Origin of the sequence: Micromonospora sp. WMMC241 (assembly GCF_027460165.1) — a bacterium.
GTDB classification, from domain to species: Bacteria; Actinomycetota; Actinomycetes; order Mycobacteriales; family Micromonosporaceae; genus Micromonospora; species Micromonospora humi.
The window spans coordinates 6,112,390-6,126,222 of the sequence record NZ_JAPZBF010000001.1 but is presented as its reverse complement, the minus strand read 5'-3'; the positions used below and the strand labels follow the sequence as shown (position 1 = coordinate 6,126,222).

Annotated in this window: 14 protein-coding genes and 1 pseudogene; 9 read left to right on the top strand and 6 right to left on the bottom strand. The window is 73.7% G+C overall.

The features are described from left to right. Positions 1–185: 185 nt before the first annotated feature. Positions 186–2,174 carry an acetate--CoA ligase gene (gene acs / locus O7598_RS27785; protein ID WP_269694170.1) on the bottom strand — a complete coding sequence of 663 codons (1,989 nt, stop codon included), beginning with the start codon at positions 2,172–2,174 and terminating at the stop codon, positions 186–188. Between the two features lie 197 nt (positions 2,175–2,371). On the opposite strand from acs, the gene O7598_RS27780 reads away from it, so the two are divergent. Then, positions 2,372–3,118 (top strand): oxidoreductase, encoded by a 747-nt coding sequence (locus tag O7598_RS27780; RefSeq protein WP_269694169.1) that lies wholly within the window; start codon positions 2,372–2,374, stop codon positions 3,116–3,118. A 16-nt stretch (positions 3,119–3,134) separates the two neighbouring features. Here the strand turns inward: O7598_RS27780 and O7598_RS27775 are convergent, their stop codons facing one another. From O7598_RS27775 to O7598_RS27765, 3 genes are all read right to left on the bottom strand, one after another. Beyond that, positions 3,135–3,941: an HAD family hydrolase gene (locus O7598_RS27775; protein WP_269694168.1), complete on the bottom strand. Its 807-nt coding sequence runs from the start codon at positions 3,939–3,941 to the stop codon at positions 3,135–3,137. Positions 3,942–4,307: 366 nt separating this feature from the next. Beyond that, the gene (locus O7598_RS27770) at positions 4,308–5,195 is read right to left on the bottom strand and encodes a hypothetical protein (protein ID WP_269694167.1); all 888 of its coding nucleotides are present in this window, start codon (positions 5,193–5,195) and stop codon (positions 4,308–4,310) included. A gap of 126 nt (positions 5,196–5,321) precedes the next feature. Next, positions 5,322–6,014 carry a VHL beta domain-containing protein gene (locus O7598_RS27765; RefSeq protein WP_269694166.1) on the bottom strand — a complete coding sequence of 231 codons (693 nt, stop codon included), beginning with the start codon at positions 6,012–6,014 and terminating at the stop codon, positions 5,322–5,324. Between the two features lie 329 nt (positions 6,015–6,343). Between O7598_RS27765 and ssd the strand changes: the two genes are divergently transcribed. From ssd to O7598_RS27725, 8 genes and pseudogenes are all read left to right on the top strand, one after another. Next, positions 6,344–7,447 carry a septum site-determining protein Ssd gene (gene ssd / locus O7598_RS27760; protein ID WP_269694165.1) on the top strand — a complete coding sequence of 368 codons (1,104 nt, stop codon included), beginning with the start codon at positions 6,344–6,346 and terminating at the stop codon, positions 7,445–7,447. After that, on the top strand, positions 7,444–8,655 hold the full coding sequence (locus O7598_RS27755; protein WP_269694164.1) for a TadA family conjugal transfer-associated ATPase: 1,212 nt from the start codon (positions 7,444–7,446) through the stop codon (positions 8,653–8,655). The genes ssd and O7598_RS27755 overlap by 4 nt, the downstream gene beginning before the upstream one ends. Then, positions 8,652–9,656, top strand: a complete 1,005-nt coding sequence (locus O7598_RS31380; RefSeq protein ID WP_332367392.1) for a type II secretion system F family protein — start codon at positions 8,652–8,654, stop codon at positions 9,654–9,656. The genes O7598_RS27755 and O7598_RS31380 overlap by 4 nt, the downstream gene beginning before the upstream one ends. Continuing rightward, on the top strand, positions 9,656–10,384 hold the full coding sequence (locus O7598_RS27745; protein WP_269694163.1) for a type II secretion system F family protein: 729 nt from the start codon (positions 9,656–9,658) through the stop codon (positions 10,382–10,384). Before O7598_RS31380 ends, O7598_RS27745 begins: the two co-directional genes overlap by 1 nt. Before the next feature lie 23 nt (positions 10,385–10,407). Beyond that, positions 10,408–10,575 carry a DUF4244 domain-containing protein gene (locus O7598_RS27740; protein WP_081883916.1) on the top strand — a complete coding sequence of 56 codons (168 nt, stop codon included), beginning with the start codon at positions 10,408–10,410 and terminating at the stop codon, positions 10,573–10,575. A gap of 86 nt (positions 10,576–10,661) precedes the next feature. Then, positions 10,662–11,030 (top strand): TadE family type IV pilus minor pilin, encoded by a 369-nt coding sequence (locus O7598_RS27735; protein WP_269695000.1) that lies wholly within the window; start codon positions 10,662–10,664, stop codon positions 11,028–11,030. 146 nt (positions 11,031–11,176) lie between these two features. Beyond that, a pseudogene (locus O7598_RS27730) lies at positions 11,177–11,527 on the top strand (Rv3654c family TadE-like protein); the annotation flags it as partial. 177 nt (positions 11,528–11,704) lie between these two features. Continuing rightward, on the top strand, positions 11,705–12,370 hold the full coding sequence (locus tag O7598_RS27725) for a hypothetical protein (RefSeq protein ID WP_269694162.1): 666 nt from the start codon (positions 11,705–11,707) through the stop codon (positions 12,368–12,370). Positions 12,371–12,771: 401 nt separating this feature from the next. Here the strand turns inward: O7598_RS27725 and O7598_RS27720 are convergent, their stop codons facing one another. Together O7598_RS27720 and O7598_RS27715 are read right to left on the bottom strand one after the other, a co-directional pair. Further along, positions 12,772–13,350: a hypothetical protein gene (locus O7598_RS27720; RefSeq protein WP_269694161.1), complete on the bottom strand. Its 579-nt coding sequence runs from the start codon at positions 13,348–13,350 to the stop codon at positions 12,772–12,774. 232 nt (positions 13,351–13,582) lie between these two features. After that, entirely contained in the window at positions 13,583–13,789 is a 207-nt protein-coding gene (locus tag O7598_RS27715; RefSeq protein WP_089154522.1) for a hypothetical protein, read from the bottom strand. Positions 13,790–13,833 lie beyond the last annotated feature (44 nt).

Below are 13,833 nucleotides of genomic sequence, written 5' to 3'. Positions count from 1 at the left end.
TGGTGAAGGACCGGTCGACTCAGTGACGCCTGTCGAAATCCGCCGGTTGCGGCTGAAGGTAGTCGACCGGGCTCGCCATCGACAGGGGTGAACAGGCCAGTGCGCCTCCGCCGATCGACCGGCATGATCCCGGGTACGCGAGAGGGCGGGCCGCCGCGCGACCCGCCCCCCTCGTTCCGCTGTGCTCAGTCCTCGTCGGACTTGCCGCCGCTCATCCCCGAGGAGATCAACTCCATCACCGAGGAGTCCTGGAGCGTGGTCACGTCACCGAGCGACCGGTTCTCCGCCACGTCCCGCAGCAGCCGACGCATGATCTTGCCGGAGCGGGTCTTCGGCAGCTCCGGCACCAGCATGATCTGTCGCGGCTTGGCGATCGGGCCGAGCGTCCTCGCCACGTGGTTGCGCAGCTCGGCGATGAGCTGCTCGCCCGCGTCGCCGCCGGTCTCCGCGCTGCCGCGCGGGATGGCGAACGCCACGATCGCCTGCCCGGTCGTCGGGTCGGTCGCGCCGACCACCGCCGCCTCCGCCACCGACGGGTGGCTGACCAGCGCCGACTCGACCTCCGTGGTGGAGATGTTGTGCCCGGACACCAGCATCACGTCGTCGACCCGGCCGAGCAGCCAGATGTGCCCGTCGTCGTCCTTCTTGGCGCCGTCACCGGCGAAGTAGACCCACTTGTCGCCGGCGTTCGCGCCCGCGCCGAACCGCGACCAGTAGGTCTCCAGGAACCGGCTGTCGTCGCCCCAGATGGTGCGCAGCATCGACGGCCACGGCTCGGTCAGCACCAGGTAGCCACCGCCGCCGTTCGGCACCGACTCGCCCTGGTCGTCGACCACGTCGGCGGCGATGCCGGGCAGCGGCGCCATCGCCGAACCGGGCTTCGCCTCGGTCACGCCCGGCAGCGGCGAGATCATCATGGCGCCGGTCTCGGTCTGCCACCAGGTGTCGACCACCGGCAGCTCGCCCCGGCCCACGTACTGCCGGTACCAGATCCACGCCTCCGGGTTGATCGGCTCGCCGACGCTGCCGAGCAGGCGCAGCGACGACAGGTCGTACCCGGCCGGGACGTCCTCGCCCCACTTCATCATGGTCCGGATCAGCGTCGGCGCGGTGTACAGGATGCTCACCCGGTACTTGTCGACGATCTCCCAGAACCGGCCCTTGTGCGGGGTGTCCGGGGTGCCCTCGTACATGACCTGGGTGGCGCCGTTGGAGAGCGGGCCGTAGACGATGTAGGAGTGCCCGGTCACCCAGCCGATGTCGGCCGTGCACCAGTAGACGTCCGTTTCCGGCTTCAGGTCGAAGACCGCGTGCGTGGTGTACGACGCCTGGGTCAGGTAGCCGCCCGTGGTGTGCAGGATCCCCTTCGGCCGGGCGGTGGTGCCGCTGGTGTAGAGGATGAACAGCGGGTGCTCGGCGTCGAACGGCTGCGCCTCGTGCTCCGGCGAGGCCTTCTCCACCGCGTCGTGCCACCAGTGGTCCTTCGCCGACCAGCCGACCTCCTCGCCGGTGCGGCGGACCACCAGCACGTGCTCCACCGACGGGCAGTTCGCCACCGCCTCGTCGACGGTCGGCTTGAGCGCCGACGGCTTGCCCCGGCGGAACCCGCCGTCCGCGGTGATCACCACCTTGGCGCTGGCGTCCTGGATCCGGTTGGTCAACGCGTCGGCGGAGAAGCCGCCGAACACCACGCTGTGCGTGGCGCCGATCCGGGCGCAGGCGAGCATCGCCACCGCGGCCTCCGGGATCATCGGCAGGTAGATCGCCACCCGGTCGCCGGCCGTCACGCCCAGCTCGGTCAGCGCGTTGGCCGCCTGGCAGGTGAGCCGGTGCAGGTCGGCGTAGGTGACAGTGCGGGTGTCGCCCGGCTCGCCCTCCCAGTGGATCGCCACCTTGTCGCCGTGCCCCGCCTCCACGTGCCGGTCCACGCAGTTGTACGCCACGTTGAGCCGACCACCGGTGAACCACTTCGCGAACGGCGCGTTCGACCAGTCGAGCACCTGCTCCCACGGCTGCGCCCAGGCCAGCCGCCCGGCCTGGCGCTCCCAGAAGGCGAGCCGGTCACCGGCCGCCTCGTCGTACGCCGCCGCGGTCACGTTGGCGTTCGCGGCGAGTTCGGCCGGCGGCGGGAACTGGCGCGTCTCGTTCAGCAGATTGGCCAATGCCTCGCTCATACGGTGACTCCTTCGTCGCGTGACCTGCGTCTCCCTACTCCGGGGAAGGTTAGCCGCGCCGTACCGCACCCGCGACCGCCCCGCCCCGCTCCGCGCGCCCAGCGGCGCCCCCTCCGCGCTGAGGTGTAAGGAGGGGCCCCCTGTTAACGCCTCCGGTAGAGGAAGGGCCCCCTCTTAACACCCCGTACCGTGTACGGGTGACCACTGATCCGCTGGCCCCGCTGCTCGCGCTCGCCGACGTCGCGTCCGCCGTCGAGCGGGCCCGCGACCGGGTCGACCAGGCCCACCGGCACCGGGCGCTGCGCCGCCAGGGCGGCCCGCTCGCCGCGGAGGTCAGCCTCCGCTCCGCGGTGGCCAGCGCCGCGCTGGAGGGCCGGGAACACGACCGCGAGGAGGTACGCGCCGGCACGGTCACCGACCCGGTGCTCCAAGGCGCGCTGCGGGTGGCCGGCGCGCTGCCCGGGCTCAGCGACCTCTGGCCGAAGGCGCCCCGGCAGGTGCTCGCCCGGCTGCACGTGCTCGCCGCCCGCGACGTGGTGACCGAGGACGAGGTGGGCCGGCCGGTGACCGACCCGGTGGTGGCGGCCCGGCTCGACGGCCTGTCCGGCCTGGTGGCCGGCGGCACCAAGGTGCCACCGCTGGTGCTGGCCGCCGTGGTGCACGGCGAACTGCTGAACCTGCGCCCGTTCCCCGGCCCCTCCGGCGTGGTCGCCCGGGCCGCCGCGCGACTGGTGCTGATCTCCACCGGCTTCGACCCGCGTGGGTTGGTCGGCGTGGACGTCGGGCACCACGAGCGGGAACCGGAGTACGTCGGCGCGGCCGGCGCCTTCGCCACCGGCACCCCGGACGGCCTGCGCTCCTGGCTACGGCACTACATGGCCGCGGTGGAGGTCGGCGCGGACCAGATCACGCTGATCGGCGACGAACTCCTCGCCGCCTCCTGAACCCGGCCTTGCGCCGTCAGCCGGTGGGCGCGGCGGCCCGGGTGCGCCGATGCCGGCCGTACCAGGCGATGCCGATGGCCACACCGACACCCACGCCGAGCGCCGCCGCCGCGACCGGCACCGCCGGCCGCTCACGCAGCCGGCGGCCCAGCGGGATCGGATGCCGGAACTCCAGCACCGGCCAGCCGTTCTCCGCCGCCAGCTTGCGCAGCGTGCGGTCCGGGTTGACCACGCTCGGGTGACCCACGCACTCCAGCAACGGCCGATCGCTGTACGAATCGGAGTACGCGTACGAGTCGGCCAGGTCGTAGTCGCGCTCCAGGGCCAGCTCGCCCACGGCGTCGACCTTGCTCGGACCGGCCGCGTAGAACTCGACCTCGCCGCTGTAGCGACCGTCGACGACCGCCATCCGGGTGGCGATCACGTCGGTCACACCGAGCAACTCGCCGATCGGCCGGACCATCTCCTCGCCCGAGGCGGAGACCAGCACCACGTCCCGGCCGGCGGCCTGGTGCTCCTCGATGAGGGCTGCCGCCTCGGCGTACACATAAGGGTTGATCAGCTCGTGCAGCGTCTCCGCGACGATCTGGCGGACCTGTTCCACCGGCCAGCCCTTGCAGAGCGTGGCCAGATAGTCCCGGGTGCGGGCCATGGTCTGCTCGTCGGTGCCGCCCAGCCGGAACATCAGCTGCGCGTACGCCGACTTGACCACGTCACGCCGAGTGATCAGCCCGTCCCGGTAGAACGGCCGACCGAACGCCAGGGCGCTCGACTTGGCGATGACGGTCTTGTCGAGATCGAAGAAAGCGGCACTACGGCCCACGGCGCGAAAGTCTAGCCGGACGGGACGCCCGCGACCGCCCACCCCGGGGCCGCGCGGGCGAGGTGTACCCGACGGAGTGACGGCGGTCACATCTCTGTGCGAGAAATTAGCTTTGCGTGGAGTGAACACCACTCGACGTATAAGGGTCGGCTGCGGCATGCTTGTCCTCGCGACAGGAGTTCGCGTCCGGTCGCCCGCAGACCCTCGGCGGTTGCACCCCCCGTGACCGCTGAGTCGGTTCGGCTCGACCCCCCCGGAGCCGAACCACCCGACGACCCCCGTCTCCCCCCGACGGGGGTCGTCCCTTTTCGCCCCGACACGATGGAGCGGTCGGACCGTCGCCGGCCCGACCGCCCCTGTCCGCTGTCAGGACCTGCGCAGCGTGACGACCGTGGTGTCGTTGACCTCGACGTACTGGTTGTACTGGCTGTCGTAGCCCTGGGCCCTGGTGCTGACCTCGACGTCGCCCTTGACGAACGGCTGAGTGCCGGGCGGCGTGGCGGTGGCGGTCCAGGCGGCCGGGCTGCCCGGCACGCAGTTCACCCGGGTGATGAAGTCGGCCCGGACGATGGCCTTCTTGACGATCTCGGTGACCGTGCCGTAGAGCGACACCGAGGTCGGCTGGTTGCAGGTGACGGTGCCGTGCACGACGGCCTTGCCGCTGACCGTGCTGGCGGTGCCGTCGGTGGCCACGGCGAGCGCGAGGTCCAGCGGCGCCGGTGCCGGCGGGTTGGCGATGTGCACCTCACCGCGGGCCGCCGCGGTGCCGCCCTCGCAGTGCTGCTCGAAGGTGGCGTCGAACGTCTGGACGTAGCCGTTCGGCCCGAAAACGGCGTTGAGCACCGTGAACGTGCCGGTCAGCTGGTTGCAGCCGCGCCCGTTCCCGTCCAGGCTGAGCCCGGGACCGGCGCCGTTGAAGGGGTAGCGCGTCGCGTTCTCGTAGGTGCCCGGGACCAGTGGCTGGCTGCCCGGGGCGTCGAAGTCCAGGTACCACCAGTCGCCGTTGTAGCCGTTGACGTTGACCGACACGTGGCTGGTGTCGGTGGACGCGGCGGTGGTGAGCTGGTCACCGCCGGCGACCGAGTAGGCGTACGATCCGCCGCCGGTGATGTAGTCGCCCGGGTCGCCGCTGAAGGTGACCGAGCCCGACTCCACCGGCTGCGCCTGTGCCGGCGCGGCGGCGACGAGCCCGCCCAGCGCCCCCGTGATCGAGAGGCCGGCCGCCAGGGCCGCCCTCCGCCAGGTGTTGTGCATCCCCGCTCCTCTCGGATGAGACGGCTGGGCGGTCGTGCCGCCCGGAAGTTGCCGTCGGTCAATTACCGCTGAGCGTGGCCGTGGCGTTACACCCCGAGGACGAAGGCATCCATAGTGGACAGCAAACTAGCGAACGACCGCGCGCAGGGTCTCCGATGCGGGCTCGAAGCAGACCAGCGCCCGACCTCGATCGTCGGTCACCACCCACGGGTGCCCCACGTACGTCTGCTGGTGGTGGGTCTGCCCCGGCCGCAGCACCGCGTACCGCTGGCGTTGGCCGCCGTAGTCCAGCCAGTAGACGACGACGGTTCCCGATCGGGCGTTGACGAAGTCGACGAAGGTCTCCGGGCCGCCGCTGCGGGAGCGCAGCGACGATTCCCGGGACGCCGGCAGCGGGGTGAGCTCACCAGGCCGTGGCGCGGGTGGCGTGGTGCGGCTGGCCGTCGGCTTCGGCGCCGGCGGCCGGGCGGCCGGCGTGGTGCGGCGTGGCGGCGCGGGCCGGCGGGTGGGCAGGGCGGCGCGGGTGGAGAGCGACACGGGCGCCGGAGAGTACGACTCGGTCGACACGTCCGCCGCCGGCGTGGAGTTTCCCGGCGAGGCCAGGATCGCCTCGCTGCCGATGGGTGGCGGCAGGTCGGGCCGGCGGGGCATCGCGAAGAAACTGAGCGTGCCGACGAGCACGACGACCACGATGCCGATCGTCACCGAGGCGAGCGTGGCCGGGGACGGGTCGCGAAGCCAGGCGTCGCCGGGCGGGGGAGCGGGACGGGCGTGGCGGCGGGCGGGTGGTGTTCCGGCGCCCTGCGGTGGATCGGTCATGGCCTCGATTTCACGAGCCGGTGCCGTCCGTTCTGCGGCAAGGGATCCGATTATGCGGGACGGGTGATCCCCCTCGTCAATGGCTGACGGTCTTTCCGCGCCGACCGGTGGGCCGGGGTGGGTCGGCCTTTTCGGAGCCTCGGAACGCCGTGCCGTCAGGGACTACCCGCCGATCCGGCGGCCCGGGCACATAGCAGATCGACTCGTCCGCCGGGGCCTGTCCACATCGCGCCGTTGTCCACAAGCGGGCGTCCGGTGTCCCCGCGCGGAGCGGTCGACTTGGGCAGGCTGCGTCGCGGCACGTCCGAGTCCGACCGATGGAGGCCGCCATGCCGCCCCGTACCCCGCTCCCGCCGTACCGTCGGCTGCCCCTGCTCGTCACGGCCGACGGCGACCTGCTCGACGAACTGCTGCGGCTCGCCGCGGCCGGCGGCACCGAGGTCGAGCTGGCGGCCGACCCGGCCGCGGCCCGCGCCCGCTGGGCCCCGGCGCCGCTGGTGCTGGTCGGCGCCGACCAGGCGGCGGCCTGCCTGCGGGCCCGCCTGCCGCGGCGTCCGCGCACGGTCCTGGTCGGTCGCTCCGGCCAGCTCGATCCGGGTACGGAGTTGGCCGAGCTGATCGGCGCCGAGCACGTGGCGGCGCTGCCCGCGGCGGAGCCCTGGCTGGTGGACCGGTTCGCCGAGTGCGTGGCCGGGCCGGCGGATGCGGGCCCGGCGCGGGTCGTGGCGGTGCTCGGCGGGCGCGGCGGCGCCGGGGCCAGCGTGCTCGCCGGCGGGCTCGCCGTCAGTGCGGCCCGGGCCCGGCTGCGCACGCTCCTGGTCGACGCCGATCCGCTGGGCGGCGGGTTGGACCTGGTGCTCGGCTGGGAGCAACTCGACGGGTTGCGCTGGCCGGAGCTGGCCGGCGCCGACGGGCGGGTCGATCCGCCGGCGCTGGTCCGTGCCCTGCCCAGCCGCGGTGACCTGGTGGTGCTCTCGTGGGACCGGGGCGACCTGCGACACCTGCCGGCGGAGGCGATGGCCGCCACTGTCGACGCCGGCCGGCGCGGGCGGGACCTGGTCGTGCTCGACCTGCCCCGGCATCTCGACGACGCGGCCGTGATCGCCCTCCAGGCCGCCGACCGGGCGATCCTCGTGGTGCCCGCGGAGCTGCGGGCCACCGCGGCCGCGGCCCGGGTGGCCGCCGTCGTCGCCCCGCACTGCGCCGACCTGTCGGTGATCGTGCGGGGCCCGGCGCCGGGTCGGCTGCGGGCGGCCGAGGTGTCCCGTGCGCTCGGCCTTCCGCTCGCCGGCACGCTCCGGCCCGAGCCCGGCCTGTGTCGAGGGCTGGAACGCGGCGAGGCACCCGGCGCCACCGGCAAGGGTCCGCTCGCCGCGCTGTGCCAGCGGCTCGTCGACGAGCTGACCGGCCGATCCGCGGCGGGCGCGGCGTGACCGGGCCGGTCGACCCGGAGGAGCTGGCCGCCCGCGTCCGGCACCGGTTCGCCGCCGAGGCCACGCCTGTCACGTCCGCCGCGGTCGTCTCCGCGGTACGCGCCGAGCCGGCCGCCGGCGTGCTCGGTGACACCACCCTTCTGCGCATCGCCGACCGGGTGCACGACGACCTCGTCGGCGCCGGCCCGCTAGCGCCGTTCCTGGCCGATCCGGAGGTCACCGACGTGCTGGTGAACGGGGTCCGGGTCTGGGTCGACCGGGGACGAGGGCTGCACCAGGTGGCGGTGCCGCTCGGCACGGTCGACGACGTACGCCGGTTGGCGCAGCGGCTGACCTCGGCCGCCGGTCGCCGGCTCGACGACGCCTCGCCCTACGCCGACGCGCGACTGCCCGACGGCACCCGGCTGCACGCCGTGCTGCCGCCGGTGGCGACCGACGGCCCCTACCTGTCGCTGCGCACCTTCCGACAGCGACCGTTCACGCTGGACGAGTTGGTCGAGCACGGCACCGTGCCCCGCCCGGTCGCCCCGCTGCTCGACGCGGTGGTGGCCGCCCGGCTGGCCTACCTGGTGACCGGTGGCACCGGCTCCGGCAAGACCACCCTGCTCAACACGCTCCTCGGGCTGGTGCCCGGCAACGAGCGGATCGTGCTGGTCGAGGATGCCGCGGAGCTGCGTCCGGTGCACCCGCACGTGATCGGGTTGCAGGCGCGCACCGCGAACGTCGAGGGCGTCGGCGTGGTGGGGCTCGGTGACCTGGTCCGGCAGGCGCTCCGGATGCGACCGGACCGGCTGGTGGTGGGCGAGTGCCGGGGCGCCGAGGTGGTCGATCTGCTGGCCGCGCTGAACACCGGACACGACGGTGGGGCGGGGACGTTGCACGCCAACGCGCCGACGGACGTCCCGGCCCGGCTGGAGGCGCTCGGCATGCTCGGCGGGCTGCCGCGGGTCGCGCTGCACGCCCAGGTCGCCGCCGCGTTGCAGGTGGTGCTGCAACTTCGCCGGACCGGAGCGGGGCGGGTGCTCGACTCGATCGGTCTGCTCCTGCCGGAGGGGCCCGATCGGGTGGTGACAGTGGTCCCGGCGTGGATCCGCGGCCGTGGCCTCGGCCTGGCCGCCCGGTCGCTCGGCAACCTGCTGCGGGAGCGGGGCGTGCCCGTACCGCCGATCCTCCGGGTGGTCTGGCCCGGCTCGGCGGGATCGAAGTGACCGGGCAACTCTGGTTGGCGTGCGTGCTCCTGGCCGGTGCCGCCGCGGCGGTCGCCTGGCCGGCGCGCGCCGGTCGGGTCCGGCGGCGGACGGTCCTCGACCTGCCAACCGCCTCGGGCGGCGACACCCGACCGCCGGCTCGCGGGAGAGCCACCGGCACCGGTGCCCGCGGATCGGTGCGCCCGTCTCCGAGGCGGTACCGGCGGTCGCCCGGCGACGCTGACCGGCGGCGCCGGCCGGGCATCGGGCGGGGCCGTGCGCGGCGCCGGGCCAGCCTCGACGGTCACCGGCCCGGCCTCGACGGTCGTTTCCCCAGCCCGGACGGCTACCGGCCCGGTGTCGACGGCCGACTGCCGCGCGGGTTCGCGCTTGTCGACCGGTCGCTCGGTGTCGGACGGCGCCTGTCCGCGACGAGGACGGCACGGCACGTGTTGCCGGCGGCGGCGGTGCTCGGTGGCGGGGTCGGCGCCGTTCTCGGCGGCCCGGTGGCCGCGCTGGTGCTGGCCGCCTACGGCACGCTCGCCGCCCGCGCGGCCGTGCGCCGACGCGCACAGCGGGAGGCCGACCGGACACACCGCCGCGATCTCGACCGGCTCGCTGCGGCCGCCGCCGACCTGCGCGCCGGTCTACCCGCCGGCGCGGTGCTCGACGGGGGCACGGGCCGGATCGCCAGGCTGTGCCACGCCGCGGTGCGGCTGGCCGACCGGACCGGGGCGCCGCTGGCCGACCTGCTGGAGCGAATCGAGGCCGACGCCCGCGCGGCCGACCGGGGCCTGGCGGCGGCGGCCGCCCAGGCCGCCGGCTCTCGGGCAACCGCCTGGCTGCTCGCCGCCCTGCCGCTCGGGGGGATCGGTCTCGGTTACGCCATCGGCGTCGACCCGGTGGCCGTGCTCCTGCACACGCCTGTCGGTGGCGGCAGCGCCACGGCGGCAGTCGTCCTCCAAGTCGGTGGTCTGCTCTGGGCGGAGCGGCTCGGCACCGGGCCCGGGCGGGCCGCCTGATGTCCCGCCAGGTGCTGGCCGCCGCCTGCCTCGGCGGTGCCGCGTCGCTGGTGGTCGTGGCCGGGCCGGTCATCCGTCCGGCGCGGCGACTGCGCCGGCTTGCATCCGCCCCTGCACGACCGCGCCCGACCTGGTGGCCGGACCGGATCCGGCTGGGTGCCGGGCTGGCCGCGGTGGCCGTGGTGGTGGTGGTCGGCGGTTGGGCCGGTCTGCTCGCCGGGCCGCTGGCGGGCGTGGCCGCCGACCGTCTGCTCCGCCGGATCGAGCCGCGCGCCGCGCGGGAGCGGCGCCTGCGCGAAACCGCCGACCTGCCACTCGCCGCCGATCTGCTGGCCGCCGCGCTCCGGGCCGGCGCGCCCGTGGACCGTTCGGCGGTTGCGGTGGCGGAGACGCTCGGCGGGCCGCTCGCGGACCGCCTCGGCCGGGTCGGCCGCACGTTGAGCCTGGGCGGTACGCCGACGGAGGCCTGGGCCCACCTGCGGCAGGTGCCCGGAGCGGCAAGCCTGGTCGGCGCCGCGATCCGATCGTCGAACAGCGGCGCCGCGCTCGCCGGCGCGCTCACCCGGCTCGCCGACGACCTGCGGGCCGAGCGCTCGATCGCAGCCGAGGCGTCCGCCCGGCGCGCGGGGGTGCTCATCGTGCTGCCACTCGGGCTGTGCTTCCTGCCCGCCTTCATTCTCGCCGGTCTGGTGCCGGTGATCGTCGCCGTCCTCGGCGACGTGCTGTGAACCATCGAGAAGGGACGTACGACATGCGCAAGCTCATCGCCCGCCTACGGGGCGACGCCGGCATGAACACCGCCGAGTACGCCGTGGGCACCCTCGCCGCGGTCGCCTTCGCCGGCATCCTGCTGAAGGTGCTCACCTCCGGAAACGTGCAGTCCGCGCTGACCGCCGTGATCGACCGGGCCCTGAAGTGACCGGGCGCCGGCGGGCCGGCCGACGGCCCGGTGTCCCGACGGTCCCGGTGGTCGGGGCGGCGCCGCCCGACGGTCCGCGCGTCGATCTGCGGCGTCGCTCGTGGGTGCTCCGGGAGCGGGGATCGTTCACCGCCGAGCTGGCGGCCGGCCTGCCGGCGTTGATGCTTCTCCTCTTCGCCGGGCTCACCTCGGTCGACGCGGTCACCACCCGGGCGGGTTGTGTCGACGCGGCCCGGGAGGCTGCGCTCGCCGCCGCTCGGGGCGAGTCCGGCGTCCCTGCCGGCGCCTGGTACGCGCCCGCCGGCGCGGAGGTGACGGTTACGGTGGCCGGCGACCGGGTGGTCGCGACCGTCCGGGCGCCGGTGCGGACGGTCGGCGCCCGGCTGCCCCGGTTGACCGTGACGGGCGTCGCGGTGGCCGCCGTGGAGCCCGGTGCTCCCGGCCCGACATCGTGACAGCGGGAAGATCGTCACCGTGCGGCGTCGAACCGTGTGCTCCCGGGCCACTCGCCGCCGGCCCAGTTGGCGGGACGTTCGCTGACCGGGCGGTTCCTAGGCCGTCCGCCAACGGCGCTCCTTGTGGGCCGCTCGCCACCGGGTTCGCGGATGATCGCGGTGGGGCGACCGTGTGCCTGCTCGCGGTCGGTCTGGTGTTCGTGCTCGTCGGACTGGCCGGCGCCGGGCTCGGGGCCGCCCGGTGCGCGCGCCATCAGGCCCGGGTAGCGGCCGACTTCGGCGCGCTCGCGGGCGCGGCCCGGGCGCTCGATGGGCCGGACACCGCGTGTGGGCGAGCCGCCGAGTTGGTGGCGGCCAACGGCGGCCGACTGACCGGCTGTCGAACCGACGGGCTCGACCTGATCGTCACGGCGCAGGTGCGGGTCGCGCCCATGCCGGGGCTGGCCCGGGCCGCCACCGCGACATCGCGAGCCGGCCCGACCAGGATCGACGCCTGAAGCCGGATCGGTAATCGCTAGGTGCACGAGGTGGCGATGTTCCCATGACGCCCCGATCCCCGGGGCTCGTGCGCGGCCGGCCGGGTGGCCCCCGAAATGTATCGGCCGCGCGCGGGTTCCGTTACCCGCGGCGGGTGCGAGCCCTGGACATTGATGGCCTGACCTATAGTTTGCGTCATGTCGTCAGACCTGATCGGCGCACGCGGCTGCTTCGCGGCGCGCCGAGACGGGTCAGCGGTCCGAGACCTGGCCAAGGTGGCGGCCACCCTCGCCCTGCGGCGGCCCCTGGTGCTGAGGGGAGCCCCAGGATCCGGCAAGACAATGGTCGCCGCCCTCCTGCTCATGGGCTTGCGCGCCAAACCGGGCGACGCGTTCTCGCCCTTCTCCGTGCGGATCGACGGCCGCTTGGTCGAGGCGCCCGTCGAGCCCTCCGGGCGGTTCGGCTCACCTGAGTTGCAGCCATTGCGCTGGCACAGATTCGGTGACGTCTGTCGGCTCGTGAAGCGGCTCATCGCGCTCGAACGCAGGCTCCAGACCTCCGAATCTTCGGCGGCACGTGTGTCGACGTCGTCGACAGACGCATATCGGCAGGACGGGCGCACCGTCGTCAGCGCGAAGTGGTGGCGCGTGCTGGTCCGGGGTGACCGGACATACCGGTACCTGCTCCGGCGGATCGAGATCTACCTACGTCGCCTGCTGGGTGTCACGAGCGCGGTACCCACCGATGAGGACGAGCACTACACCGGTATCGATCATTCGTGCGAGAGTCACCGTAGCCGTGCGCCCGGAAGTGCCCGAAAGACACCGATTTTTCCTGTCTTTCGGGAGCTGGCGGCCGTGTAGATCCGTGCTCCCTCGTCCTGTGGGAGCCACCCGTGCCAACCTGGCCTGCGGAACTCATCGGTCATCTGCCTTCGGAAGCCCTTGTACCCCTAGGAATGGCCTACCTCGCGTACAGAGCGATCCGCCGTCTCCTCGAGTCGCCTCTGTCGATCGCCACGCTGTTCGGTGTCCTCGGCGGCCAGGAGCGCCGCAAGGACGCCATCGAGATCGTGGGCAAGTTGTGTGCCGCCGACGAGGATCGAGAGGCCGAGAAACCGCCCACTTCGTCGTACCCACGTCGGCGGCGGCGACGCCGGCGGCGCCGGAGGCGATGAGGTGAGTCCGGTTCGCCGGGTACGACGCAGAATGATGGAGCTGGCCGGCGGAGTCCGTCGTGACGAGCTCCGCCGGCCGGCGACGGGTCAGCGGGACTGAAGGGCGTCCAGGCCCACCGCCATGGCGATGACCAGCCGACGGTCGATGTGTGGGTGCTGGATGTCCACCACATACCGGTCGCGGAGGCCCCACTTCTTGTCGACCGAGAACACCGGCTGGCCACCGGCGACGAAGTCGAAGTGGTAGGGCAGCCAGGAGAGCGAGTCGACGAAGCGGCGCAGCAGCGCCACCGGCAGGCTGCGCTCCTGCCCGGTCGCCGGCGGCAGGCCGGGCTGCTCGACGTGCCAGGTCGAGCGCAGCAGCGACTGGGCGAAGTCCTTGCGGAACAGGCCGATCGGGGTGCCGGCGTGGTCGGTCACGTCGTAGGTGGCGCCGAGGTCGAGGCGCTGGCGGGCCTTGAAGCCGAGGAGGGGGTGCTGCTTGCTGTCATCGGTGTAGATGGTGACCTGCTCCTTGAAGGCGAGCCGCTTCTGCTGCGCGAACGCGAGCAGCCCGCCCTCGGAGCCGTCCGGTGCCGCGGCGTGCACCTCGTACTGGTTGACCATCATCCGGATCCGTTGACGGACGATGAAGCGGTGCTGCGCCTGCAGGTTGTCGAGCGACATCTGATCTCCTTCGAGGGGTCGCCGGAGTGTCGCACAGCGCCGCCACCAGCGTGCGCCCGCAAAGCGCCGACGTCGCCCCCCGTCAGCGGAGCCCTCGCCAGTTTGATCGACTCCGGCTCGCCGAGGTGGGGCGGTCCACGGAGGCATGACACCGCCACCTCGGCGAGCTGGCGAAGCCCACTGGACGTCAGCACCAAGCGTCCGCGGCAGCGCGCCCGGCAGGACCGGCGGTTCAGCGTCCGCCGTCGACCGTGGCCTTCATCGCCCAGGTGTTGAGCACCTGGTGGATGCCGCGCAGGCGTTCGTTGATCTGTTCCAGCCGCTCCGCCTGCGCCAGGTTCGCCAGCGCCGTGCCCAGCGCGATCTGCTGGTCGGGGGTGAGGCTTTCCTGGTCGATGGTGTAGAGCAGCTCGACGGTCTCGGCGATCGTGTCGGCCACGGCGGCACCTCCGGCGGACGGGTCTCGGGGTCACGTCTGCGCTA